The organism is Nesterenkonia sp. DZ6, assembly GCF_022565835.1.
Lineage (GTDB): Bacteria > Actinomycetota > Actinomycetes > Actinomycetales > Micrococcaceae > Nesterenkonia.
Genome location: NZ_JAJOYW010000001.1, coordinates 281,781 through 307,845, shown reverse-complemented (window position 1 = coordinate 307,845; position 26,065 = coordinate 281,781). Strand labels below are relative to the sequence as shown.

The window sequence follows — 26,065 nt, the reverse complement described above, 5'->3', positions numbered from 1 at the left end:
CGCCACGGTGACTGAGAAGATCGACGGCGAGACGGCGCCGCCCGCGACGGATGCGCAAGATCTCCAGGCGGGCGAGGAGGAGCAGGACGTCTACGCCGACTATGGCGTGGCGCGCGCCTTCTCGCTGGCCGCGAGCATCCTCGACGCCGGTCAGGGCGGACTGACCAAGGCGGAGATCCGCGACCGGGTCGAGCACTACCGCAGCCAGTCCGAGGAGCAGTCTCAGGACGCCTGGGAACGGCTCTTCAGCCGTGACAAGGACCATCTGCGCAGCTGCGGCATCGCCATCGAAGAGCCCGCCGCGGACCGCGAGGACTACCGCTACAGGATCGACCCGGCCGACTACGGCCTGCCGCCGCTGCCGCTGAGCGAGACCGAGACCCTGGTGCTCTCCCGCGCCACCCAGCTCTGGGCCGGCAGCCGCACCCGCTCCTGGCTGGAGCAGGCCAGCTGGGCGCTTGCCGGACCAGGCGAGCCCCCGCCGTCGTCGTCCGCCTCGCCGAGCGTGACGCCCAGCTCGTCGTCGCCCGCGGCTGCACCAGCGCAGGCCTCCACCGCACTGAGCTTCAACCTGGGCAGCGACGAGGAGTTCGAACGGCTCACCGAGCTCGCCGCGCTCGAGCCGCGACAGCCGATCTGCTTCGACTACACCGGCAGGGGCGCTCAGCAGCCCGAGCCGCGCCGGGTGGTGCTGCTGGACTTCGCCGCCCGCGGCCACTGGTACCTGATCGGGCATGATCTCGACCGGGGCGCCCGCAGGACCTTCCGGCTGGACCGGGTGCACGGGCCCATCGGCCCGCTGCGCCCCGCACCGCAGCTGACCGAGCCGGACCGCGCCGCCATCGACGCGGCCGACGTCGGCGCCGCGCTGGACGGACTCGCCGGGGAAGAGGATCCGGCGCGGCTGCTGCGCGGAGCCCTCGAGGCCCATGAGGGCCCCGCCCCGAAGCCGCCCCGATTGGCGCCGGCCGCCGCGCCGCGCCGGGCCGATCCCGCCCACCGCAAGGTGGAGCGTGTGCTGGCCATGGCCGCCTATCTGCTCAGCGCCGACGGGGTGCGTCCGTCTGAGCTGCTGACACGACACCAGATCACGCCCAAGCAGCTGCTCAAGGACCTGCTCTCCATCCAGCAGTCCGGCAGCTTCGGCCCCGGACAGTACGGCGAGTTCATCGACATCCACCCCGCGCCGCCGCTGAACCTGGACGCCTTCACCCAGGACTACCTGGTGACCGACGCGCCGATCACCCTGGCGATGCCCTCCGCGCGCACCGGCGACGTCCTGGCACGCCCGCTGACGCTGACCAAGCCCGGCGCGCTCTCGCTGCTGATCGCGCTCAACACCATGATCAGCGCCGCGGACTCCGCGGCCGACGACACGGCCGCTGACGACACGGCCGCCGACGACACGGCCGCCACGGCCGCGGCCGACGCCGCCGCCGAGAGCTGGGTCTCCGCGGCCGAGTCCCTGCGCGGGAAGATCGCCCGCGTGCTCCCCGCGGGTCTGCAGGAGGCCGCGACCAAGGTGGCCGCCGGCGCCCAGGCGCGCGATGAATCCACCGCCGAACTGCGCGCCGCGGTGACGGGCGGCTGCTGCGTCGAGCTGCGCTATGAGGACGCCTCCGGGACCATCACCGAGCGGGTGGTCGAGCCGACGCACGTCTACATCGACGGCCCCCGCACCTATCTGCAGGCCTGGTGCCGCCTGGCGCAGGGACCACGGAACTTCCTCGGCTCACGCATCCGGGCGCAGCGCCCGCTGCCCGAGGAGCCGATCAGCGAGACCGCACGTCTGCTCGCCCAGTCCCCGGCGGAGCCGCCACGACCGCCGCAGGGCAGCGGAGCGTTCGACGTCGTCCTGCGCTTCTCCCCGGCCGCCGCCGCGCTGGCCGATCGCTATGCGCCGCAGCGTCAGCGCATCCAGCCCGACGGCGTCCGGATCATCAGCACCTGGTTCCAGAGCCGCGAGGCTCTGATCAGGCTCTGCCTGCAGCTCGGGGGAGATCTCACCGTCCTGGTCCCTGCCGAGATTCGCGAGAAGGTGACTATGCGGGCACGCGAGGAGCTGTCGGTCCTGTCTGAGTGATTGGCGTACGATTGGGCTCGAGGAAAGGAAGTCACTATGGGTATCCAAGGCTGGCAGTTCGCGATCATCGCACTGCTCATCATCCTGCTCTTCGGCGCCCCGAAGCTGCCGAAGCTGGCCAAGTCAGTGGGCCAGTCGATGCGCATCTTCAAGTCTGAGGTGCGCACCATGAGCGACGAATCCAAGCGGAACTCCTCTGATTCTGATTCCGAATCCCCGGACGTCTCCGCTGCGCCCAGCAGGGACCCGCGTGAAGATGAGCGCGCCCCCGTCGAGGGCCGGGTGCTCAACCCCAATGACCCCACCGCCGAGCAGGCCCGCCGCAATGAGCGGGAGCAGCGGGGAGACCACCGCTAAGCCGCATGGCCACATCGAAGAAGCGGCGGCGCGATCCCGAGCGCACGATGGCTCTGAAGGATCACCTCAGGGAACTGCGCAATCGCCTCATCAAGGCCGGCATCGGCATTCTGCTCGGGGCCATCGCCGGATTCTTCCTCTACGACTGGCTCTTCCGTCTGCTGGCTGAGCCTATCGTCGGCTATGAGGGGGAGGGCCGGCTCGCGGAGATCGCCTTCAACACCGTGGGCGGCCCGCTGGATCTGATGATCAGGCTCTCGCTCTTCGTGGGCGTCGTGATCTCCTCACCCATCTGGCTCTACCAGATCTGGGCCTTCATCATGCCGGGGCTGAAGAAGACCGAGAAGCGCTACGCCATCGGCTTCATCGCCGCCTCGGTGCCGCTCTTCCTCGGCGGGATCGTCGGCGCCTACAGCGTGCTGCCCCAGGCCATCGACTTCTTCTTCGCGCTGAACCCCGAAGGCACGTCGAACCTGATCAACCCCGACGTCTACTTCACCTTTGTGCTGCATCTGTTCCTGGCCTTCGGGCTTGCCATGGTGATCCCGGTGGTGCTGGTCGGGATCAACATGATGGGCCTGGTCACCGGCAGACAGGTGCTCAAGGCCTGGCGCGGGGTGGTGATGCTCATCGCGGTGGTCTCCGCGCTGGCAGCCCCGGGCGGCGACGCGGTGAGCATGTTCTTCATCGCCCTGCCGCTGACCGTGCTCTTCGGCGTCGCGATCCTGCTCTGCATGCTCAACGACCGCCGGCGCCGCAGACGCGAGGCCGCCGCCGAGTCCGAGATCGACGAGCTGCTGCTCGACTGAGCCGGGCCGCACGCCGCCCGCACCCAGCCCGAACACCGCCCGCGCGCCCGTCCCGCGCGCCTGTCCCGCACCCCGCCCGCCGGGCTCAGCCCTGGGCCGCCGCCTGGGCGCGGAGTCCGCGCAGCAGCTGATCCTGCTCCTCGATGAGCAGCCGGCGCAGCGCCGCGGGGGCATCCGCGTTCTCATCGAGCCAGCGCTGCGTGCGCAGCGCCAGCGGGTGCTCGGTCGGCTCCGCTCCGGCGTCGAGGTCCTGAGCCCCGGGGTAGAGCCCGGAGACCACCCGGGTGGCCTGTCCCTGGCTCATCCGCTCCCACACGTCGGTCAGCGCGTCGAAGTACGCATCGGTCTGCCGCTCTATCACCGCCGCGGTCTCCGGGTCACCTGCCACGGTGAAGCCGTCCACGGTGGCGGTGAGGTGATCGTTGGAGAGCTCCTCGCCGGAGTCATCCGTCCCGGCGAGCGCCTGCCCGAAGGCCGCCTGCTTGACCCGACGGTCGGGCCTCGCGGCGGTGGCGAGCCGGTGCGCGATCCGGGCCCGGGCCGTGGTCTTGGCGGCCAGCTCCGCATCGAGCTGATCCAGGCTCACCCGACCGTGCGCGGCCAGGGCCTGCAGGAACGCCCAGCGCAGCTCCTCATCGATGCGCAGCCCCGAGATCCCATGGTCTGCGGCGCCGCCGTCGAGCAGCGCCTCGAGCAGCTCCAGCTGTGAGCCCTCTCGGCGGGAGAGTGTGGCCAGGGTTCGAGCGGTGGCGCGCTGATGGTCCCCGCCGGTGCGGCGGGTCAGCTCCGCGGCGAGCCGGGCGGCGAGGTCGCGCTGCAGCGCCGGCCGCTCGTCGGCTGGGGTGTAGCGCTCCAGTGCGGTCAGCGACTGCCGCAGCAGCCCCTGGACGACGACGATCTCGTCGATGCCCAGGCCCAGCTGCTGCACGGCCGCCAGGAAGCGGCGGGCGGGCAGCTCGCCGTCGCGCACCATGGACCACAGCGCAGCCCACACGGTGGCGCGCGCCAGCGGATCGGCCACCGGGTAGGTCAGCACCGCGGCCAGCGACTCCGGGTCGAGGCTGAGCTTGGCGTAGGTCAGGTCATCTTCATTGGGCAGCAGCAGCCGCGGCCGGTCCGCCGGCACGCTCAGCTCCGGCACCGGGGTGAGCCCCTCCGGGGCGGCCGGGTCCAGGAAGACCTCCTGGGCGGCGTGCAGTGCCAGCGTCTCGCCTGCGGCATCCATCACATGGACCCCGACGCGGATCTTGTGCGGCCGGGACACCGACTCCCCGGTGGCCGGGTCGACGCCCTGCTCGCGGACCAGCACCCGGCCCGCACCGCCACCGGCGGCGTCGAGCTCGGCGGAGAGCACCGGGACCCCGGCGGTCTGCAGCCAGGCCCGGGCCCAGTCGTCCATGTTCGCCCCGGTGACCTCTTCGAGCACGGCGAGGAAGTCGCCCAGCGAGGCGTTGCCGAAGGCGTGGCGGCTGAAGTAGCGCCGCGCGGCCTCGCGGAAGGCCTCACGTCCGGCGTAGGCGGCGAGCTGCTTGAGCACCGAGGCGCCCTTGGCGTAGGTGATCCCGTCGAAGTTCTGATCCGCGGCCTCGAGGTCGGGGATGTCCGCGACGATCGGGTGGGTGGTGGGCAGCTGGTCCTGCACGTAGGCCCACGCCTTGCGCCCGTTGGCGAAGGAGATCCAGGAGGTGGTCCAGTCGGTGGCCTCGTCCACGGCCAGGGATCCCATGTAGTCGGCGAAGGACTCCTTGAGCCACAGGTCATCCCACCAGTGCATGGTCACCAGGTCGCCGAACCACATGTGAGCCATCTCGTGCATGAGGGTGTTGGCCCGGGTCTCGTACTGGGCGTCGGTGGCGGCGGTGTCGAAGACGTATGTCTCGGTGAAGGTCACCAGCCCCGGGTTCTCCATCGCCCCGAGGTTGTACTCCGGGACGAAGACCTGGTCGTACTTGCCCCAGGGGTAGGGGTAGGCGAACTCGGCGTGGAAGAAGTCCAGCCCGCGCTGGGTGAGCTCCAGCAGCGCGTCGGCGTCGAAGTGCTCCGCCAGCGACGCCCGGCAGAGCACGCTCAGCGGGATCTGGACGGTCTCGCCGCCGGGCACTCCGCCGCGGTAATGGCCCTCCACGTGGTGATAGGGACCCGCCAGCAGCGCGGTGATGTAGGAGGACATCCGCGGGGTCTCGGCGAACTCCACCCGGACCAGCGGGCCGACGACGGCGGCACCGGCAGCCTCCGCGGCATCGTCCGCCCCAGCGGGCTCACCCTTCGCAGCCCCTGCGGCCTCACCGCTCTCCAGCGGCATCCGCGAGATCGCGGGGCTGTTGGAGCGCAGCTGCCAGTGCTGGGGGCCGATGATCGAGAAGCTGAACCGGGCCTTCAGATCCGGCTGCTCGAAGACCGGGAACACCCGGCGGGAGTCGGCCGGCTCGTACTGGGTGTAGAGGTAGACCTGCTCGTCCGACGGGTCCACGAACCGGTGCAGCCCCTCACCGGAGCGGGAGTACCGCGAGGTGGACCGGATCTCCACGGTGTTCTCCGCCCGCAGCCCGGGCAGCAGGATCCGAGCCGGACCCACATGGGCGTCCACATCCAGGGTCTCCCCGTTGAGCACCAGGGACTCCACCGAGGCGCCCAGGTGGTCCAAGAAGGTGCTCACACCGACCTCGGAGGACGCAAAGTCGATCCTGGTCCGCACCGGGTAGGTCTCGGCCTTAGGAGCGGGCGCGCCGCGCAGATCCACCTCGACGCGGTAGTGGGTGACCTCGAGCAGGGCGCCGCGCTGGGCGGCCTCCTCGCGGGTCAGATTCTCGACGTCGGCACGGGGGAAGGGCAGCTGAGCAGTCATCCTGCTATTCAAGCAGACGCCTGCTCAGCCGCCCATCACCCGAGAATCGCCAGCCCGTCGACCGCTCAGCTCAGCGGCTGATCAGCTGAGCGGCCCGAGCGGCCCAGCTCACTTCCGGCGCGAGTGCAGCAGCTTCTCATCCACCGGCGCGGTGGGAGAGGCCCGCAGCGTCCGGTAGTACTCCATGGACTCGTCCTGGCGTCGCTGCTCGGAGCCGGAGGTGATCTCCATGCGCACGTGCTCGGGGGAGTAGCCGAAGGAGTCCACGATGTCCTGGGCGTGCGGGCGCAGCCGCTGCAGCAGCCGGTTCACATACGGGCTCAGCGTGCGGGCGCGCTGGGAGGAGATCCGCCCGTTGAGCAGGTACCAGTCCAGCGTGTCCTCGATCTTGGTCAGCGCGTAGAGGTCACGCAGCCAGGTCATGATCTGCCTGGTCCCCGGATCGTCGACCTTCTCGAGGGCTTCAGTGAAGGATTCCCAGAGCAGCAGGTCCGCGTGGGCCTTGGCGGCGTTGATGATCTCGTACTGGTGGTCGTTGAAGATCGCCGCCTGCTTGGCCGCGGGCAGCTTCGACGCCGAGCGCAGCTCTGAAGCCACGTCGATGACCATCTGCCGGGAGCGTTCGGTGAGCAGCTGGCGCTGCACGTCGGGCTGCTTGAACCAGTTGGCGCTGCGGCGTTCATCCCCGGTGTCCTGCACCGACTGGAACGCCCGGCGCAGACCGAAGCGGTTCATCACCGTGGACTGCGCCTGGGTGGCCACATAGCGGGAGAGCACCCCGAAGTCGGCATCCTTGAACTCTGCGGCGTAGTCGCTGAGCAGACGCTTGGCCACCAGCTGGAGCAGCACGTTGTTGTCGCCTTCGAAGGTGACGTAGACGTCGAGGTCCGCGCGCAGCGAGACCAGCCGGTTCTCGGAGATGAAGCCGGCGCCGCCGCAGGCCTCGCGGGCCTCCTGCAGCGTGTCCAGCGCGTGCCAGGTGGTCACGGACTTGATCGCCGCGGCCAGAGTCTCCAGCTCCTGCCGGTTCTCATCGGAGTCGTCCTTGCCGGAGAACACGTCGTCGAGCTTGACCAGCAGGTTCTCATGGGCGAAGTTCGCCGCGAAGGTGGTGGCCAGGCGCGGGAGCAGTCGGCGCTGGTGCAGCCGGTAGTCCAGCAGCACCTCTTCCTCGATGGTGGAGGAGGCGTTGAACTGGCGCCGCTGGTTGCCGTAGGTTACCGCGCCGATCAGCGCGAGCTTCGAGGCCGCCACCGAGGCGCCGGTGAGCGAGACCCGGCCCTGCACCAGGGTGCCGAGCATCGTGAAGAACCGGCGACCGGGGGAGTCGATCGGGGAGCTGTAGGTGCCGTCGGCGGCGACGTCGCCATAGCGGTTGAGCAGGTTGGTCCGCGGGACCCGGATGTTGTCGAAGGTGAAGCAGCCGTTGTCCACCCCGTTGAGGCCGCCCTTCTGCCCCTCATCGGTGATGGTGATCCCCGCCAGCGGCTGGCCGTCATCGCCACGGATGTTGGTGTAGATGCAGTGCACCCCGTGGTTGACCCCGTTGGTGATCAGCTGGGCGAAGACGACGGCGTCCTTGGCGTCGTTCGCCGCATTGCCCAGGTAGCGCTTGGTGGCCGCGGGGAAGGGGGTGTTGAGGATGAACTCCTCGGTGGCCGGATCGTAGGTCGCGGTGGTGCCGATGGAGGCGACGTCGGAGCCGTGGCCGAACTCGGTCATCGCGAACGCGCCGGGAGCCCGGAGGTCCATGGTCGCGGGAAGGAACCTGCGGTGGTGATCCTCGGAGCCCAGGTGCAGCACCGCGGCGGCGAAGAGGCCCCACTGGACCCCGGCCTTGATCTGCAGCGAGGGGTCGGCGGTGACCAGCTCCTCGAAGGCGGCGATGTTCGCGCCGTGTGCATCGGAGCCGCCGAACTCCTTGGGGAAGGCGCGGTGCACGGCGCCGTCCTCGGCGAGCTTCGCCATCTGCTCGAAGACCCGCTCGCGGTGATCCTCCTTCGACATGCCCTCGACCTTGTGGAAGGCGGAGTCCTTGAGCAGCTCGCGGGCCTGACGCCGGGTGTCGGCCCAGTGTCCGAGCAGCACGTCCTCCATCACCTTCTTGTCCACGCGAGCGGAGTCGGCGGAATCGATGGCCTCGATCGGGTCGGTGACCGGGTGGGTGACCGGGTGGTGTGACATGAGGTCTCCTCAGACTGGGGGTTGAGCGTCAGGCGCACGGGATGATCTGCGCCGGTTCCTCGGCGCGGGGCTGATCAGTGATCCTGCACACAAAATAGTCTATGATACTGACCAGTAACAAATGCAAGACCTGCCGGACCCGCTGACCCAGCGGACGTTCCGTCGGGTGCCTGCACCCCTCGACCCAGGAGTCAGTTCCATGAGTGCACAGAACATCCGAGACGCCGTCATCATCGGTGGAAATCGCATCCCCTTCGCGCGGGCCCACACCGCCTACGCCACCGCGGGCAACCAGGACATGCTCACCTCGACGCTGAACGGCCTGGTGGCCCGCTTCGGGCTGCAGGGCGAACAGATCGGCACCGTCGCCGCCGGTGCGGTGATGAAGCACTCGAAGAACTTCAACCTCACCCGCGAGTCCGTGCTGGGCACCCCGCTGGACCCCAAGACCCCGGCCTTCGACGTGCAGATGGCGTGCGCCACCGGCATGGAGGCCATCGGTTCGATGGCGAACAAGATCAAGCTGGGCCAGATCGATTCCGCCATCGCCGGGGGAGTGGACTCCATCTCCGACGCCCCGATCGTGGTCACCGATGAGCTGCGCGGGATCCTGATGGAGGCCAACCGGGCCAAGTCGGTGCCCCAGCGGCTCAAGGCGCTGGCGAAGATCCGCCCCGGCCACCTGTCCCCGCAGGCCCCCGGCGTCAACGAGCCCCGCACCGGCATGTCCATGGGCGAGCACATGGCGATCACCGCCCACGCCTGGGGGATCACCCGGGCGGAGCAGGACGAGCTCGCCCTGGCCAGCCACAAGAACCTCGCCGCCGCCTACGATCGCGGCTTCTTCGACGACCTGGTCACCCCCTTCAAGGGCGTCGGACGTGACACCAACATGCGCGCCGACTCCACGCTGGAGAAGCTGGGCAAGCTCTCCCCAGCGTTCGGGCGTGACCTCGGCGCCGAGGCCACCATGACCGCGGCGAACTCCACCGCCCTGACCGACGGCGCCTCCGCGGTGCTGCTGGGCTCCGAGGAATGGGCCGATCAGCACGATCTGCCCAAGCTGGCGAACTTCATCGACTACGAAGAAGGCGCAGTGGACTTCGTCGACGGCGCCGAGGGCCTGCTGATGGCTCCGGCCTACGCCGCGGCCCGGATGCTCAAGCGCAACAACCTGAGCTTCTCGGACTTCGAATACCTCGAGATCCACGAGGCCTTCGCCTCCACGGTGCTGGCCCAGATCAAGGCCTGGGAGTCCGAGGAGTTCTGCAAGAACAAGCTCGGCCTGGACTCCGCGCTGGGAACCATCGACCGCAGCCGGCTCAACGTCAACGGCTCCTCGCTCGCCGCCGGGCACCCCTTCGCCGCCACCGGCGGACGGATCGTCGCCTCGCTGGCCAAGGCGCTGCACGGCAAGCCCGGCAAGCTCGGCTTCATCTCGGTCTGCGCCGCCGGCGGCCAGGGCATCACCGCGATCATCGAAGGACGGTAACCGCTTCATGGCTAGAGACACCTACACCGAATTCGCCAATACCAGCTTCGGCCGCACCCTGACCAAGAACCTCGGTCTCCCGCAGCCGGCGAAGCTGCGCCGCCACCGGCCAGGACGCCCGCTCATCGAAGGCCCCGTGGTCGTGCTGGGCAGCTCCGAGGCCGCCTCGGCGCTCGCGGACCGGCTGCTCGGCTGGGACCTCGATGTCCGCCGCAACGTCGGGCCCAAGGAGAAGGTGGCCGGCGTCGTCGCCTGCTTCGACTCCGCCTCCAGCCCCGCGGACCTCAGCAGCACCGTGCTGGAGATCGGGATGCTGCTCAAGCAGCTCAAGCCCTCCGGCCGGGTCATCACCGTCTCGCGCGATCCGCAGGGCACCTCGGATCCGGCCGTGCGCGCCGCCCGCAGCGCGGTCCAGGGCCTGACCCGCTCGACGGCGCACGAGATGCGCGCCGGCGGCACCGCCAACGGCATCGTGCTCGCCGACGACCTGGACCCCTCAGCGCCCGGTGCGGCCGGAGCGCTGCGCTTCCTGCTCTCCGGACGCTCGGCCTTCGTCTCGGGACAGTTCATCTCGGTGGACAGCGTCAACGGGGCGCTGCCGGGCAACTGGGACCGCCCGCTGCAGGGCCAGGTCGCAGTGGTCACCGGGGCCGCCCGCGGCATCGGCGCGTCCATCGCCCGGGTGCTGCACCGCGACGGCGCCACACTGATCCTGGTGGACATCCCCGCCGCAGGCGAGCAGCTCGCCGGCGTCGCCAACGAGGTCTCCGGCACCGCGCTGCAATTGGACATCACCGCACCCGACGCCGGGGACCGGATCCTCGCCCACGCGGAGCAGCACCACGGACGGCTCGACATCGTGGTGCACAACGCCGGGATCACCCGGGACAAGCTGCTCGCCAACATGGACGAGTCCCGCTGGAACTCGGTCATCGCAGTCAACATCGAGTCGCAGCTGCGGATGAACCGGGCCTTCCTGGCCTCGGAGCTCTTCAACGCCGACGCCCGCGGCGCGATGGGTCCGCGGATCATCTCGCTGGCCTCGACCTCCGGGATCGCCGGCAACCGCGGCCAGACCAACTACGCGGCCTCCAAGGCCGGGGTCATGGGGATGGTCTCCGCGACCGCCGCCCAGCTGGCCGCCCGGCACGGCACCATCAACGCCGTCGCACCGGGCTTCATCGAGACCGAGATGACGGCGAAGATCCCCTTCGCCACCCGGGAGGTCGCCCGGCGGCTGAACTCGCTGAACCAGGGCGGACTGCCCGTGGACGTGGCCGAGACGATCGCGTTCCTGGCCTCGCCGCAGGCCGGGGGCACCTCCGGGCTGACCCTGCGGGTCTGCGGACAGAACCTCGTGGGGGCCTGAGCCATGGTCACTGAAATCGAGATGCCCTCGCTGAGCAGCCTCTACGGCCGCGCCGCCTTGGGCGCCGCGCGCTCGAAGCTGCGCCCCGGCGCTGGCGCCCGCACCCTGCCGGGCAGGTCCGTGCTGGCCCAGCACCCAGGGGTCAGCGTCGAGCAGGCGGAGAGCTACCGCCGGCTCTTCGGCGGAGAATCCTTCGACGGCGCCCACCGCGCCGCGCTGCCCTCGGTGCTGGTCCACATCATCGGGTTCCCGATGCAGATGGCTCTGATGAGCGACGGCGAGTTCCCGCTGCCGCTGATGGGTCTTGTGCATGTGGCCAACGAGGTTGAGCACCTGCGCCCGGTCCGGGTGGGCCAGCCGGTGCAGATCCTGGTGGCCGCGGAGAACCTTCGCCCGCACCGCCGCGGCACCCAGGTCGACATCAAGGTCACCGTGCTCGAGCAGGGGGCAGACCCGGCGAACGCTGACTCGGAGAATGCAGCGGAGACCTCGGTGCTGTGGCGCTCGGTCTCGACCTATCTCAGCAAGGGCACCCAGCTGGGCACAGAGATCTCGGCAGACTCGGGGTCCACGGACGTGACCCGCTCCGACGCCGAGCTGAAGTCCTTCGTCCCGCCGGTCAAGACCGCCTCCTGGCGGCTGGGCTCGGAGGCGGGCAGGGCGTATGCCGCCGTGTCGGGGGACTACAACCCGATCCACGTCTCCCAGCTCGCCGCCAAGGCGCTGGGCATGCCCGCCGCGATCGTGCACGGCATGTACTGCGCGGGCAGGATGCTGGAAGGGCGGGAGCCCGAGGGCGCCGGACACCGCTGGTGGATCCGCTTCGAGGCGCCGGTGACCCTGCCCGGGACCGTGGCGTTCGCCGCGGAGCCGCATGGGCCCAAGGCGGTGCGCTTCATCGGCTGGAACCCGCGCAAGGCCCGGCGGCATTTCAGCGCCGAGCTGCAGCTGCCCTGATCCGGCTGCCCTGATTCGGTGCCGGAGGAGTCTGCACAGGATTCTGACCTGCAGCACCACGGCCGGTCTTTCCACCCCAGGATCCGCGTGGGATCCGGGCCGCTAGGATGAGCCCCATGGCTTCTCAGCGGACCGGGTCCTCGCGGACCGGCACACAGCGCGGCGGCGGTGCGGGCCGCGGTGCGAACAAGGCCGAGGGCCTTGACTTTCGCAGCGTGGAACCCGCCCCGCTGATCCTGCTCAAGGGCAACGAGGACTACCTCGCCGGCCGGGCGCTGGACAAGATCAAGCGGGCACTCCGGGCGCAGCACCCGGACCTGGAGTTCACCCGGCTCGACGTCGCAGACGCCGGGCCGGGAGAGCTGTTCACGGTCACCTCGCCCTCGCTCTTCGGCGAGGCGCGCCTGGTCCTGGCCGAGGACCTCGCCTCGATGAACGACACCTTCCTCACCGACGCCCTGGCCTACCTCGAGGAGAAGCCCGAGGACGTGACCCTGGTGCTGCGGCACAGCGGCGGCAACCGGGGCAAGAAGCTGCTGGACGCGCTGGCCAGGCGCGCCGTCGTCGTCGACTGTGCAGGGACCCGCAACGACAACGAGAAGCTCGACTTCGTGCGCCGTGAGTTCCGCGCCGCCGGACGTGAGATCCACGCCGACGGCGCCCGCGCGCTGGTGGCCGCCGCCGGCTCCACGCTCTCGGACCTCGGCGGGGCCTGCCAGCAGCTCATGGCCGACGTCGCCGGGGACATCACCGAGGAACACGTGGACCGCTATCACGGGGGCCGGGTCGAGGCCAGCGCCTTCAAGGTGGCCGACGCCGCCTTCGAGGGTCGCCGCGAGGCCGCCACCCGGCTCTACCGCCACGCCATCGCCACCGGGGTCTCGCCCATCGCCGTCACCGCCGCGCTGGCCCGCAAGGGCCGGCACATCGCAGCGCTGGTGGACCATCGCGGCAGCCCCGCCGCGCTGGCCGCCACCCTCGGTGCTCCACCCTGGCAGCTGCAGCAGGTCGCCGAGACCGCGCGGCGCTGGCACCCGCTGCGCGCGGCCGAGGCCATCGAGGCGATCGCCCGCGCCGACGCCGAGGCCAAGGGCGCCTCGCGGACCCCGGAATACGCGGTGGAACGCGCCATCACCGTGATCGCCTCCTCGGCGGGCCGCTGAGCCCGACGCCGAGCCCGACACCGGACCTGACACACACCCTGACACCGCCCTGCTCGGTGGCTGGAGTGCGGCTTCTCTGCTATCGTCTATAGGCAGTGTCTGGGGTTCGAAAGAGCCCCAAAACCCTGCGGCAGCAAGTCTCGCGCAGTCCTGGGCCCTCTACCTCAATGGGCTGCGCAATCGCTATGGCAACCCCACGCCACTGAAGTTTGTCTGCTGCCGGCCGACAGGGATGTATCCTCACGTCCAGTGACCTCAGACAGAAAGACAACTCGTGGCAAACATCAAGTCTCAGAAGAAGCGCATTCTCACCAACGAGAAGGCGCGCCAGCGCAACCAGGGCGTCAAGTCCCAGCTGCGGACCGCCATCAAGAAGGTCCGCAACGCTGTTGCCGCCGGCGACAAGGACGCAGCGATCGCAGCCAACCGCGAGGCAGCTCGCAGGCTCGACAAGGCCGTCTCCAAGGGCGTTCTGCACAAGAACAACGCCGCCAACCGCAAGTCCGGTCTGGCCGCCACCGTCAACGCTCTGTGAGCTTGACTCTCTAGAACGTCCGCTCACACGCGAGCGAGCAACGGGGCCCTGCGCGCTGCGCGGGGCCCCGTTCGTGTAAGACCTGACCGCGCCGTCGGCAGCGTCCCAGCGCAGCCACCGCCGCAGTCATGGAACAATGAAGTGCCAGGTGCAGCACAATGCCCGGCGTCTCGACGAAGCAAAGGACTCCCACCACCGTGTCACCGAAGGCCCGCAGCTCGCAGGTGCCCGCCGCCACTGACCCCAGTGTCATCAGGAACTTCTGCATCATTGCGCACATCGACCACGGCAAGTCCACGCTTGCGGACCGCATGCTGCAGCTGACCGGGGTGGTGCAGGCCCGCGACATGAAGGCCCAGTATCTCGACCGGATGGCCATCGAGCGCGACCGCGGCATCACCATCAAGTCCCAGGCCGTGCGGATGCCCTGGGAGCTCGACGGGCAGACCTACGCCTTCCACATGATCGACACCCCGGGCCACGTGGACTTCTCCTACGAGGTGTCCCGCTCCCTCGCCGCCTGCGAAGGCGCGCTGCTCCTGGTCGACGCCGCCCAGGGCATCGAGGCGCAGACCCTGGCCAACCTCTACCTGGCCATGGAGCACGACCTCAAGATCATCCCGGTGCTGAACAAGATCGACCTGCCCTCGGCCCAGCCGGAGAAGTACGCCGAGGAGATCGCCTACCTGATCGGCTGCGAGCCTGAGGACGTGCTGCGCGTCTCCGGCAAGACCGGCGACGGCGTCGAGGAGCTGCTGGACAAGATCGTCGCCGAGATCCCCGCCCCGCAGGGCGACGCCGACGCTCCGGCCCGCGCGATGATCTTCGACTCCGTCTATGACACCTACCGCGGCGTGGTCACCTTCGTGCGCGTGGTCGACGGCAAGCTCTCGCACCGCGAGAAGATCAAGATGATGTCCACCGGCGCCACCCACGAGCTGCTCGAGATCGGGGTCTCCTCCCCGGAGCCCGAGGCCACCAAGGGTCTCGGCGTCGGCGAGGTCGGCTACCTGATCACCGGTGTGAAGGACGTCCGCCTCTCCAAGGTCGGTGACACCGTCACCGCCCAGAACCGGCCCGCCGCGGAGATCATCGGCGGCTACGACGACCCCAGCCCGATGGTCTTCTCCGGGCTCTTCCCGCTTGACGGCTCCGACTTCCCGGTGCTGCGCGAGGCCCTGGAGAAGCTGCAGCTCAACGATGCCGCACTGAACTTCGAGCCGGAGACCTCCACCGCGCTGGGCTTCGGCTTCCGCGTGGGCTTCCTGGGCCTGCTCCACCTGGAGATCACCCGGGAACGGCTCGAGACCGAGTACAACCTGGATCTGATCTCCACCGCTCCCAACGTGGTCTACGAGGTCACCGCCGAGGACGGCGAGATCCATCGGGTGACCAACCCCTCGGAGTTCCCCGAGGGCAAGGTCAGCGAGATCCGCGAACCGATCGTGGACGCCACGGTCATCGTCCCCGCCGAGTTCATCGGCCCGGTCATGGAGCTCTGCCAGTCCCGGCGCGGCACCATGGAAGGCATGGACTACCTCTCCGCCGAACGCGTGGAGATCCGCTACAAGATGCCGCTGGCCGAGATCGTCTTCGACTTCTTCGACCAGCTGAAGTCCCGCACCAAGGGCTACGCCTCGCTGAACTGGCAGGGCACCGGTCAGCAGGCCGCCGACCTGGTCAAGGTCGACATCCTGCTCCAGGGTGATCAGGTCGACGCGTTCTCCGCGATCACCCACCGCGACTCCGCCTACGCCTACGGGGTCAAGATGGCCTCCCGGCTGAAGGACCTGATCCCGCGCCAGCAGTTCGAGGTCCCGATCCAGGCCGCCATCGGCTCGCGGATCATCGCCCGCGAGAACATCCGCGCGATCCGCAAGGACGTGCTCTCCAAGTGCTACGGCGGCGACATCAGCCGCAAGCGCAAGCTGCTGGAGAAGCAGAAGGAGGGCAAGAAGCGGATGAAGATGGTCGGCACCGTGGAGGTGCCGCAGGAGGCCTTCATCGCCGCGCTGTCCTCGGACGAGGACGCCGGCAAGGACAAGGCCGGCAAAGAGAAGGCCGGGAAGAAGTAGGCGTTGCCCTCCACCCTTCCCCTCGGCGACCCGGTCCCCGCCGACGGCGGCTTTCCCGCCGCCGTGCAGCGGGCCCTGCCCGCCCGTGCCGAGGTGCCCCTCGGCCTCTACGTGCACATCCCGTTCTGCAGCGTGCGCTGCGGCTACTGCGACTTCAACACCTACACCGCCGAGGACCTCGGCCCCGGCGCCTCCCAGGTGTCCTACCCGGACACGCTGATCTCCGAGCTGGTCTTCGCCCGCTCAGTGCTCGACGCCATGGGTGCCCCGGAGCGCCCGTTCTCCACGGTGTTCTTCGGCGGCGGCACCCCGACGCTGCTGCCGCCCGAGGAGCTCGCCCGGATCCTCACCCGGGCCCGTGAGCTCTTTGGCTTCCGTCCGGACGCCGAGATCACCACCGAGGCCAATCCCGACACCATCACCGCTGCCACCGCGCAGGTCCTCGCCGAGGCCGGGTTCACCCGGCTGAGCCTGGGCATGCAGTCCGCCGTGCCGGAGGTGCTCCGCACCCTGGACCGCACCCATGACCCGGCCAACGTGGAGCGCGCGGTCCAAGCCGCCCGCACCGCCGGCCTGCAGGTCAGCCTGGATCTGATCTCCGGCACGCCGGGGGAGAGCCTCGAAGACTGGCGCACCAGCCTGGACCACGCGGTCGCGCTGCGGCCGGACCACATCTCGGCCTATTCGCTGATCATCGAAGAGGGCACGGCGATGGCCGCCAAGATCAAGCGCGGCGTGCTGCCCGACATCGACCCCGATGATCAGGCAGACAAGTACCTGCTCACCGATCAGGTGCTCGGCGCCGCCGGGATGAGCTGGTACGAGGTCTCCAACTTCTCCACCAGTGCCGCGACCCGCTCGGAGCACAACCTGAACTACTGGGTGGACTCCGACTGGTGGGGCGCCGGGCCTGGCGCACACTCCCATGTGGCCGGACTGCGCTGGTGGAACGTGAAGCACCCCGCGGCCTATGCACAGCGGCTCTCCAGCGGCACCACCCCGGGCCACGGCCGGGAGCTGCTGGCGGATCAGGACAAGACCCTGGAGCACCTGATGCTGCGGGTGCGTCTGGCCGACGGGCTCGACGTCGCCGGGTACAACGCGCTGCCGGAGCTGCGCCGCAGCCAGGGCGAGAAGATCTCGCGGAAGAGCCTGCAGTCACTGGTGCATGACGGGCTGATCGACGACGACGCCGCGGAGCCCAGCACCGCTCATCCGCAGGGCCGAGCGGTGCTCACCCTGCGCGGACGGCTGCTGGCCGATGCCGTGACCCGCCGACTGGCGCCCTGACCGAAGGCCGGGTGCTCGGTTGAGCAGGCGGCGATGCCCAGCGGATCAGCTGAGGATTCTCAGTGGATCAGGCGAAGGTTCAAGGGGTACCGGTAGGGGCGGCCCTTGTTGCACTGGATGCCGGCCACGAGCCCAGAGATGGTCATCGTGACCCAGATCAGCACCGCGAGGAGGCCGAAGACCCAACCGATGGCCGGGATCAGGGCAAGGATGTAGCAGGCCAGCATCACTGCGGTCAGCGGAAGCGTGAAGTTCAGCGCCTCTTTGGACTCCTGGGCGGTGAACGGGCCGCGGTCGCGGTAGACCAGATACACCGCGAGGGCGGGGAAGCAGCCGATGAGCGCGCCGAAGTGCGACAACGTGGCCCAGCGTCGATCCTCTGCCGGGGTCAGCGCCGCGGCGGCAGCGGAGGAACCCTTCAGGCGTGCAGAAGAATCCGTTCGAGCATCCTGCCCCGACCGGTCACCCTGGGGTTTCTGATTATGCTCCACTGCACCTCCGTGTCTGCGATGCCACCCTTGCGGCACCTGGCCGTTCCCGATTCGAATTCTACCCAATCGCCCTGGACATCGACTGGCCGACGGAGGCGTGTCGGAGTCCGGATTCTGCGCGCTGCGCCTGTGTGCCCGGACCCGGTGGTCTCGCTCGGTTCCTAAGTTCAGTGCTCCACCGTGACGAAGTCGATCAGCTCCTCCACCCGACCGAGCAGCGAGGGCTCGAGATCCGCGTAGCTGCTGACCTGGCCGAGGATCCGTTTCCACCCGTGCGCGATGTCACGCTGGTTCGCATGCGGCCAGCCCAGCGCCTGCAGCGTGCCGACCTTGATGTCCTGACTGCGCGGGATGTCCGGCCAGCGCTTCAGCCCGAAGAGATGCGGCTTCACGGCCTGCCAGACATCCACATAGGGATGGCCCAGGACAGCGATGTTGCCCTGTGCGCCGCGCTGCTGCATGACCTCGCGGGCGATGCGCGACTCCTTGGAGCCGGGGACCAGGTGATCCAGCAGCACTCCGACCCGACGCCGGGGTCCCGGCCCGAACGCGCGGATCGCGCCGAGCAGGTCATCGGCGCCGTGCAGAGGCTCCACGACGATGCCTTCGATCCGCAGGTCCTCGCCCCAGACCTTCTCCACCAGCTCGGCGTCGTGGGTGCCCTCGACCCAGATCCGTGAGGCCCGGGCGACCCGCGCCGGCGCGTTCGCCACCGCCACCGAACCCGAGGCGGTGCGGGTGGGCTTCGCCGCGGCGGCCCGCGGGGTGGGGGGAGTCAGCTCCACCGGCTGGCCCTCATACAGGAAGCCGTGGCCCAGCGGGAAGGAGCGGACCTTGCCGCGCCGGTCCTCGAGACTCACCACATGGACACCGCCGGAGGCCTCCACCGAGATGATGGCGCCGACCCAGCCGGACTCCACCTCCTCGATCACGGCGCCGTAGTCGGCGGGCATCGCGGAGACCTTGCGGAGCTGGCTCTGACGGAGCCGGGAGAGGTCCTGGGCACCCCAGTTCGGGGTGGAGGAGGGACGCCAGTCGGGGAAGTGCGGAGCGCTCATGATCACCCATTGTAGAATTGGCACTTGTACTCGAAGAGTGCCAGAAGTTCAGGAGGCGCCAAGCTTACATGTCAGACACCCGTCGTCTGCAGGTTCTGCGTGCCATCGTGGAGGACTACGTCCAGACCCGGGAGCCGGTCGGATCCCGGGCCCTGGTGGAGCGCCATGACCTGGAGGTCTCGCCCGCCACGATCCGCAACGATATGGCCCACCTCGAGGAGGAGGGTCTGATCGCCGCCCCGCACACCTCTGCCGGGCGGATCCCCACCGACCTCGGCTACCGACGCTTCGTGGACAAGATCACCGAGGTCCGTCCGCTCTCGGCCGCCGAGCGGCGCGCCATGGACACCCTGCTCGAGACCGCCGATGACCACGACGCGATGCTCGAGCACACCGTGCGGCTGCTCGCGATGCTCACCAACCAGGTCGCCGTGATCCAGCATCCGCAGCGCTCCACCGCGAAGATCCGACATATCGACATCGTCTCGATGTCCTCGCACAAGGCGCTGGCCATCGTGATCCTCTCCTCCGGGAAGGTCGAGCAGCGCATGGTCACCCTCGCCGACGCGATCGGCGACGACTCGCTGCACCGGATCGCCCAGGTGCTCTCCACCGAACTGCATCAGCGCTCCATCTCTGCCCTGCCGCTGCCCACCGACACCCTGATCAGCCGGGTGGAGCCGGTGCTGCGGCCGTCCATGGCGATCATCGCCCAGGCGGTGGAGACGATCCTCGAGTCTTCCCGCGTGGATCGCATCATCATGGCCGGGACTGCTAACCTCGCCAGGTCGGGCCGCGACCTCGGTCCCTCCATCGGTCCCATTCTTGAGGCGCTCGAGGAACAAGTAGTGCTGCTTCGACTGTTGACAGAGATGGAGCAGGACCGACGCGGTCTCTCCATCCGCATCGGTCACGAGACCAGTCATGATTCGCTGATCGAGACCGCTGTCGTCGCAGCAGAGTATGGCTCCCAGGCGGGAGCCGAAGGTGCCAAGCTCGGCGTCGTCGGTCCGACCCGCATGGATTACGGCTCCACCATGTCCGCGGTGCGCGCAATGGCGCGCTACCTGTCCCGAATTCTCTCCGAAGGGTGAACGTCCTTGAAGATGACGACTGACTATTACGAAGCGCTCGGCGTCAGCCGCTCGGCGTCCACCGAAGAGATCAAGAAGGCCTACCGCAAACAGGCCCGCAAGCTTCACCCCGATGTGAACCCCTCCGAGGATGCCGCCGAGCAGTTCAAGGCGCTCGGCCGCGCCTACGAGGTGCTCTCCGACCCGCAGAAGCGGCAGAACTACGACGCCACCGGCGATGAGAACGGCCGCTCCGGATTCCCCGGCGGCGGAGCAGGCGGCGCCGGCTTCGGCGGCTTCGGCGACATCTTCGAGACCTTCTTCGGCGGGGGAGGCGGAGGCCCCGCCTCACGCACCCGCCGTGGCCAGGATTCGCTGATCCGGGTCCGCATCGACCTGCGCGACGCCGTGTTCGGCACCACCAAGGAGGTGGAGCTGGAGACCGCCGTGACCTGCACGGTCTGCGACGGCTCCTGCACCCGCAAGGGCACCTCGCCCACCACCTGCCCTGACTGTCACGGCCAGGGCCAGGTCCAGCGGCCGATGCGCTCGATCCTGGGCACCGTCATCCAGACCCAGACCTGCGCCCGCTGCGCCGGCTTCGGCAACATCATCGAGGACCCCTGCCAGGAGTGCGACGGCCAGGGTCGGGTGCGCGAGCGCAAGTCCCTGAAGGTCAAGGTCCCGGCAGGCGTGGACCGGGGCAACCGGATCCACCTGGCCGGCGAGGGCGAGGCCGGACTGGCCGGCGGCCCCTCCGGAGACCTGTTCATCGAGGTCGAGGTCAAGCAGCACGAGGTCTTCACCCGCCGCGGCAACGACCTGCACGCCACGGTCTCGATCCCGATGACCGCGGCCGCCCTGGGCACCACGGTCGACCTGGACACCTTCGACGGCGCCGAGGAGCTCACCGTGAAGCCGGGCACCCAGTCCGGTGAGGTGCTCACGCTCAAGGAGCGCGGGGTGACCCACCTGCGCGGCGGCGGTCGCGGCGCGCTGAAGGTGCACCTGAAGGTCGAGACCCCCACCAAGGTCTCCGACCGCGAGGCCCAGCTGCTGCGCGAACTCGCCCTCGAGCGCGGTGAGGAGCGCGGGGAGTCCACCACCGAACACCGTGGCGTCTTCGCCAAGCTTCGCGAACGCTGGGACGCGCTCTAGAGATGCGCGATCTGAGATGACGGCACCGCTGTTCCACCTCGACCCGGGTGCGCTGGACGACGCGGCCGTGGCCGAGGTGGTCACGCTCACCGGCGCGGAGGGCCACCATGCCGCCACCGTGATGCGGCTGCAGCCCGGCGAGCCGGTGCTGCTCTCCGACACGGTGGGGCGGCGCGCCGAAGGCCGCGTCCGCTCCGCCGGAGGCGGGCAGCTCGAGGTGGAGATCCTCGCCGTGATCGAGGAGCCGGTGCCGCTGCCCCGGCTGGTGCTGGTCCAGGCGCTTGCCAAGGACCGCCGCGACCTGCAGGGCGTGGAGTCCGCCACCGAGCTCGGCGTGGACGCGGTGATCCCCTGGCAGGCCGAACGCTCAGTGGCCCGCTGGAAGGCCGGCCGCGAGACCAAGAAGCACGCCGAGTGGGTCGCCCTGGTGACGACCGCGGCCAAACAGACCCGACGCACCACCATCCCCGAGGTGCGCCCGCTGCAGAGCACCGCCGGCTACCTCACGGCGATCCGGTCCGCGGGCGCCGAGGTCGGCGTCGTCGTGCTGCATGAGACCGACGAGACCTCGCTGGCCCAGGCCATCGCCGCGCTGCAGAAGCCCGCACGCAAGGATCCGACGCTGAAGGATCCGACGCTGAAGGATCCGATGCAGCAGGATTCCACGCACCAGCTGCAGGAGCTGCACGTGGTCGTCGGTCCGGAGGGCGGGATCAGCGACCGCGAGATCGAGCTGCTCACCGGCGCCGGAGCGCAGGTCGCCCGGCTCGGCCCCACCGTGCTGCGCTCCTCCACCGCCGGTCCCGCGGCGCTGGCCGCCGCGCAGCTGCTGCTGGGCCGCTGGGACTGGGGTGCTGAGACTGGTCAGCCTGAGCAGACCGCATAGACTGGGGACCAATGACTGAGACTTCGCAGAACCCGAGCACATCGCCCATCTCCGGAGCGGCCCGCGGCGCCACCGCCGCCGCGCTGGGCAACATCGAGCGTCAGGTCCACTTCGCCGACGCCGAGACCATGTTCCGCAGCCTCGGCGCCGGGGACCTCGCGCTGCGCATCCTGCAGGGCATCTACCCGGCGTCCTCCATCGGGCTGCGTGATCAGCTGGTCACCGTGGGCGGGCCCGCCGGGGAGATCACCGGGATCGTGGAGATCCTCACCCAGCTCAAGACCCTGGCCGCCTCCGGGACCACGGTCACCGAGGAGATCATCGAACAGGTCGCCACCATGGTGCGCGCCGACGCCGCGCAGGACTCCGCGCGGATCGTGACCACCAACATCCTCTCCCACCGCGGGCGCACCATCCGGCCCAAGACCAAGAACCAGCAGACCTATGTGGACACCATCGACGAGTCCACCGTGGTCTTCGGCATCGGCCCCGCCGGCACCGGCAAGACCTACCTGGCCATGGCCAAGGCGGTCCAGGCGCTGCAGGCCCGCGAGGTCAACCGGATCATCCTGACCCGCCCCGCCGTGGAGGCCGGCGAGAAGCTCGGGTTCCTGCCCGGCAGCCTCAACGAGAAGATCGACCCCTACCTGCGCCCGCTCTATGACGCGCTGCACGACATGATCGACCCGGACTCGATACCGCGGCTCATGGAGTCAGGCATCATCGAGGTCGCCCCGCTGGCTTACATGCGCGGACGCACGCTCAACGACTCCTTCATCATCCTCGACGAGGCGCAGAACACCACCGCCGAGCAGATGAAGATGTTCCTGACCCGGCTGGGGTTCAATTCCAAGATCGTGGTCACCGGTGACATCACCCAGGTGGACCTGCCGCGCGGCACCGACTCCGGACTGCGCACCGTGATCGAGATCCTCGACGGCGTCGAGGGCATCGAGATCTCCCGCTTCGGCTCCGAGGACGTGGTCCGCCACGAACTGGTGGGCCGCATCGTGGACGCCTATGAACGCCACCAGGACCGGGCTCCCGCCCCCGCGACCCGACGCGGAGGACGGCGATGACCGAGGTCCAGGTCACGGTCGAGGACAGCTCCGGCTCCGATCAGATCTCCGGAGCGCACCTTGCCGAGCTGCTGGACCTCACCGGATTCCTCTACGCCAAGCTCCACCTGGCACCTGCGGTGACGCTGTCGATCACGCTGGTGGACGAAGAGGCCATCGAGCAGCTTCACCTGGACTGGATGAACCTGCCCGGGGCCACCGATGTGATGAGCTTCCCGATGGACGAGCTCACCGCCGGCACCGCCGAGGACCCGGTCACCGAGGGCGTGCTCGGCGACATCGTGATCTGCCCCGGCGTCGCCGCCGCGCAGGCGAAGGCCAACGGGCACCCGCTCAGCGCGGAGCTCGCGCTGCTGGCCACCCACGGGGTGCTGCACCTGCTCGGACATGACCACGCCGAGGCGGCTGACCGTGAAGAGATGTTCACCCTGCAGCGAGTGCTCCTGGAGGAGTACCTCGGTCACGCTGCCCCGACGCCGACGGTCTGATCCATGGCCCTCGGCATCCTCATCATCCTTGCGCTGGTCTGCGCCGTGCTGGCCTTCGCGCTCTCCGCGGCCGACTCCGCGTTCCTGCGGCTGAGCCGCCGTGAGGCCGAGGAGATCGCCGAGCAGCGCGGCTCCACCGCCGTGGAGAAGATCCTCGCCCAGCCCGTGGCGCACACGCTCGCGCTGCAGACCTGGCGCTGGTTCTTCACCACCGCCGTCGTCGTGCTGGTCATCGTGGCCTCCGCACTGGCCCTCGACGGGCTTGCCGCCGGCGCCGTGGCAGGCTCCGCGGTCCTGCTCATCGGCGGAGTCATCGCCGCGGCGATCTCCCCGCGGCGGGTCGGCCGGGGCCACCACCTGCTGGTCGCGGCCTCCACAGCGCAGCTGGTGCGCACCCTGCGGGTCGTGCTCGGGCCCTTCCCCGAGGCGCTGAGCAGCATCGGCGCGCGCACCGTCCCGGGCACCGCACACACCGACCAGGGCTTCTTCGACGACGAAGAGTTCCGCGAATTCGTGGCCCGCGCCTCGGAGAAGGACATCATCGAGCACGCCGAGGCCGAGCTGATCCAGTCCGTCTTCGACCTCTCCGCCACCCGGGTCCGCGCCGTGATGGTCCCGCGCACCGACATGGTCACCGTGGAGTCCGGGACCAGCCTCGCCGAGGTCATGACGCTGTTCTTCCGCTCCGGATACTCGCGGATCCCGGTGGTGCGCGGCTCAGCCGATGACATCACCGGCATGATCTACCTCAAGGATGCCGCGTTCCTGCACCACCGGCTGCGCAGCGGGGAGCTGCTCAGCGCCTACACCGACCGCGACCCGGACTCGATCCTCATCGACGAGCTCCAGCGCGACGTCCGCTATGTGCCCGAGTCCAAACCGGTCTCCGAGTTCCTCTCCGAGCTGCAGCGCGAGTCCACCCACGTGGCCATCGTGGTCGACGAATACGGCGGCACCGCCGGGATGGTCACCCTGGAGGACCTGATCGAGGAGATCGTGGGGGAGATCGTGGACGAATACGACACCGAGTCCGCCGAGATCGAAGACCTCGACGACTCACGACGCCGGCTCTCGGCCCGCATGTCGGTCGACGACTTCGCCGAGCTCTACGAGCTCGACCTCGACGACGAGGAAGAGGTCGACACCGTCGGCGGTCTGCTCGCCAAGGCCCTGGGCCGGGTGGCGATCGCCGGATCCGAGGTCGAGATTCCGCGCCGCCACGGCCCCGGAGTGGTGCTGCGCGCCGACCGGCTCGAGGGGCGACGCAACCGGGTGAGCCACGTGCTCGCCTGGGAGGCCGAGGACCGGCGAGGCGCCAGAGCGGGGCTGGGCACCGACGCCGAGCCCGACGCTCTGCACCTCGACCCGACAGAGACGGCAGCACAGACAGCACCACAGACAGCGGCCCAGACCGCAGTCCAGACAGCAGCCCAGCAGGACGACCGGGCCGCAGCCGCGGCCTCGGCGCAGGAGAGGATCGGAACACCACGATGAGCCCAATACAGATGCCGCCGCAGCAGGAGGGCTTCGCCGCGTTCGACGAGAACTTCCGCGCCGGATTCGCCAGCCTGGTCGGGCGCCCCAACGCCGGGAAGTCCACGCTGACCAACGCGCTGGTCGGGGACAAGGTGGCGATCACCTCCTCGAAGCCGCAGACCACCCGGCACACCATCCGCGGGATCGTGCACCGCAGCGACTTCCAGCTGGTCCTGGTCGACACTCCGGGGCTGCACCGCCCGCGGACCCTGCTCGGCAAGCGGCTCAACGGCCTGGTCATCGACACCCTCTCCGAGGTCGACGTCGTCGGGTTCTGCATCCCGGCCGACGAGAAGGTCGGGCCCGGTGACCGCTTCATCGCCGCCCAGCTGACCAAGCTCCCGCACAAGCGGGTCATCGCACTGGTCACCAAGGTGGACAAGGTCTCCCGCGAGGACCTCGCCGAGCAGCTCATGGCTGTGGACCAGCTCGGCCGCGAACACCTCGCCCAGGAGGGCAACCAGGCCGGCGGCTTCGCCGAGATCATCCCGGTCTCCGCCCTCGAAGGCGACCAGACCGAGGTGGTGATCGAACAGCTCGCCGCGATGATGCCACAGTCTCCGCCGCTCTACCCCGAGGGGGAGCTCACCGACGAGCCCGAGGCCATCATGGTCGCCGAGCTGGTCCGTGAAGCGGCCCTCGAAGACGTCCGCGATGAGCTGCCGCACTCGATCGCCGTGGTCGTCGAGGAGATGGTGCCCCGCGAAGATCGGCCCGCCGACAAGCCGCTGCTCGACGTCCGGGTCTCGATCCACGTGGAGCGCGACTCGCAGAAGGCGATCATCATCGGCAAGCGGGGCGCCCGGCTCAAGGCCATCGGCACCGACGCGCGGGCCGGGATCGTCAAGCTGCTGGGCACCCCGGTCTACCTCGATCTCCACGTCAAGGTGACCAAGGAATGGCAGCGCGACCCGAAGAAGCTCGGCCGGCTCGGCTTCTAGCCCCGGACAGCGGGGGTCGTCCACATGATGAGAATCAGGGTGACCCACTGCACACGCCCGCGCTGCGTGCTAGTTTGAAAGATGTGCAGACGATACGCCAGCGCGTCCTACGACTAGAGCTTCTCCGCCGCAGCGGGGAAGAGCTCGCGCACGTCTGATCCCAGCTCACCTCACCGGTCCAGCTCGTAGATCCAGC

The 26,065-nt window shown here is 69.4% G+C and carries 21 protein-coding genes; 17 read left to right on the top strand and 4 right to left on the bottom strand.

From position 1 onward, the window contains the following. Positions 1-7: 7 nt before the first annotated feature. Genes LTH93_RS01400 through tatC form a run of 3 tightly spaced genes read left to right on the top strand, consistent with a single transcriptional unit; the run spans position 8 to position 3,249 of the window. Positions 8-2,083: a helix-turn-helix transcriptional regulator gene (locus LTH93_RS01400; RefSeq protein ID WP_241469723.1), complete on the top strand. Its 2,076-nt coding sequence runs from the start codon at positions 8-10 to the stop codon at positions 2,081-2,083. A gap of 36 nt (positions 2,084-2,119) precedes the next feature. Then, complete coding sequence (tatA, locus tag LTH93_RS01395) at positions 2,120-2,440, top strand: Sec-independent protein translocase subunit TatA (RefSeq protein ID WP_241464526.1); 321 nt, start codon at positions 2,120-2,122, stop codon at positions 2,438-2,440. A gap of 5 nt (positions 2,441-2,445) precedes the next feature. After that, on the top strand, positions 2,446-3,249 hold the full coding sequence (tatC, locus tag LTH93_RS01390) for a twin-arginine translocase subunit TatC (RefSeq protein ID WP_241464527.1): 804 nt from the start codon (positions 2,446-2,448) through the stop codon (positions 3,247-3,249). Between the two features lie 85 nt (positions 3,250-3,334). On the opposite strand, the gene pepN is transcribed toward tatC, so the two are convergent. After that, positions 3,335-6,094 (bottom strand): aminopeptidase N, encoded by a 2,760-nt coding sequence (pepN, locus tag LTH93_RS01385; RefSeq protein ID WP_241469721.1) that lies wholly within the window; start codon positions 6,092-6,094, stop codon positions 3,335-3,337. Between the two features lie 108 nt (positions 6,095-6,202). Then, on the bottom strand, positions 6,203-8,278 hold the full coding sequence (locus LTH93_RS01380; RefSeq protein ID WP_241469719.1) for an acyl-CoA dehydrogenase family protein: 2,076 nt from the start codon (positions 8,276-8,278) through the stop codon (positions 6,203-6,205). 199 nt (positions 8,279-8,477) lie between these two features. On the opposite strand from LTH93_RS01380, the gene LTH93_RS01375 reads away from it, so the two are divergent. The 7 genes from LTH93_RS01375 to hemW all read left to right on the top strand — a co-directional run bounded on the left by LTH93_RS01375 (position 8,478) and on the right by hemW (position 17,159). Then, positions 8,478-9,770: an acetyl-CoA C-acetyltransferase gene (locus tag LTH93_RS01375; RefSeq protein WP_241464530.1), complete on the top strand. Its 1,293-nt coding sequence runs from the start codon at positions 8,478-8,480 to the stop codon at positions 9,768-9,770. A 7-nt stretch (positions 9,771-9,777) separates the two neighbouring features. Beyond that, positions 9,778-11,139, top strand: coding sequence for a 3-oxoacyl-ACP reductase (locus LTH93_RS01370; protein ID WP_241469717.1), 1,362 nt, complete (start codon positions 9,778-9,780; stop codon positions 11,137-11,139). Positions 11,140-11,142: 3 nt separating this feature from the next. After that, positions 11,143-12,096 carry a MaoC/PaaZ C-terminal domain-containing protein gene (locus tag LTH93_RS01365; protein ID WP_241469715.1) on the top strand — a complete coding sequence of 318 codons (954 nt, stop codon included), beginning with the start codon at positions 11,143-11,145 and terminating at the stop codon, positions 12,094-12,096. 116 nt (positions 12,097-12,212) lie between these two features. Continuing rightward, on the top strand, positions 12,213-13,259 hold the full coding sequence (gene holA, locus LTH93_RS01360) for a DNA polymerase III subunit delta (RefSeq protein ID WP_342357741.1): 1,047 nt from the start codon (positions 12,213-12,215) through the stop codon (positions 13,257-13,259). A gap of 274 nt (positions 13,260-13,533) precedes the next feature. Next, positions 13,534-13,794 (top strand): 30S ribosomal protein S20, encoded by a 261-nt coding sequence (rpsT, locus tag LTH93_RS01355; protein WP_241464534.1) that lies wholly within the window; start codon positions 13,534-13,536, stop codon positions 13,792-13,794. Positions 13,795-13,991: 197 nt separating this feature from the next. After that, on the top strand, positions 13,992-15,869 hold the full coding sequence (gene lepA, locus LTH93_RS01350; protein WP_241464535.1) for a translation elongation factor 4: 1,878 nt from the start codon (positions 13,992-13,994) through the stop codon (positions 15,867-15,869). 3 nt (positions 15,870-15,872) lie between these two features. After that, entirely contained in the window at positions 15,873-17,159 is a 1,287-nt protein-coding gene (gene hemW / locus LTH93_RS01345; protein WP_241469712.1) for a radical SAM family heme chaperone HemW, read from the top strand. Between the two features lie 59 nt (positions 17,160-17,218). Here the strand turns inward: hemW and LTH93_RS01340 are convergent, their stop codons facing one another. Continuing rightward, positions 17,219-17,650 (bottom strand): DUF4870 domain-containing protein, encoded by a 432-nt coding sequence (locus LTH93_RS01340; RefSeq protein WP_241464537.1) that lies wholly within the window; start codon positions 17,648-17,650, stop codon positions 17,219-17,221. A 167-nt stretch (positions 17,651-17,817) separates the two neighbouring features. Next, a complete protein-coding gene (locus tag LTH93_RS01335) occupies positions 17,818-18,708 on the bottom strand; it encodes a DUF3097 domain-containing protein (protein WP_241464538.1) in 891 nt (296 codons plus the stop codon). 68 nt (positions 18,709-18,776) lie between these two features. Between LTH93_RS01335 and hrcA the strand changes: the two genes are divergently transcribed. The 7 genes from hrcA to era are packed head-to-tail and all read left to right on the top strand — an operon-like array spanning position 18,777 to position 25,869. After that, positions 18,777-19,802, top strand: a complete 1,026-nt coding sequence (hrcA, locus tag LTH93_RS01330; protein ID WP_241464539.1) for a heat-inducible transcriptional repressor HrcA — start codon at positions 18,777-18,779, stop codon at positions 19,800-19,802. A 12-nt stretch (positions 19,803-19,814) separates the two neighbouring features. Continuing rightward, entirely contained in the window at positions 19,815-20,939 is a 1,125-nt protein-coding gene (gene dnaJ / locus LTH93_RS01325) for a molecular chaperone DnaJ (RefSeq protein WP_241464540.1), read from the top strand. A 16-nt stretch (positions 20,940-20,955) separates the two neighbouring features. After that, on the top strand, positions 20,956-21,825 hold the full coding sequence (locus LTH93_RS01320) for a 16S rRNA (uracil(1498)-N(3))-methyltransferase (protein ID WP_241469710.1): 870 nt from the start codon (positions 20,956-20,958) through the stop codon (positions 21,823-21,825). An 11-nt stretch (positions 21,826-21,836) separates the two neighbouring features. Then, complete coding sequence (locus tag LTH93_RS01315; protein WP_241469709.1) at positions 21,837-22,904, top strand: PhoH family protein; 1,068 nt, start codon at positions 21,837-21,839, stop codon at positions 22,902-22,904. Further along, the gene (gene ybeY, locus LTH93_RS01310; protein WP_241469708.1) at positions 22,901-23,392 is read left to right on the top strand and encodes an rRNA maturation RNase YbeY; all 492 of its coding nucleotides are present in this window, start codon (positions 22,901-22,903) and stop codon (positions 23,390-23,392) included. The genes LTH93_RS01315 and ybeY overlap by 4 nt, the downstream gene beginning before the upstream one ends. A 3-nt stretch (positions 23,393-23,395) precedes the next feature. Then, positions 23,396-24,886, top strand: a complete 1,491-nt coding sequence (locus LTH93_RS01305) for a hemolysin family protein (RefSeq protein ID WP_241469706.1) — start codon at positions 23,396-23,398, stop codon at positions 24,884-24,886. Further along, complete coding sequence (era, locus tag LTH93_RS01300; RefSeq protein ID WP_370642616.1) at positions 24,883-25,869, top strand: GTPase Era; 987 nt, start codon at positions 24,883-24,885, stop codon at positions 25,867-25,869. Before LTH93_RS01305 ends, era begins: the two co-directional genes overlap by 4 nt. The last annotated feature ends 196 nt before the right edge of the window (positions 25,870-26,065 follow it).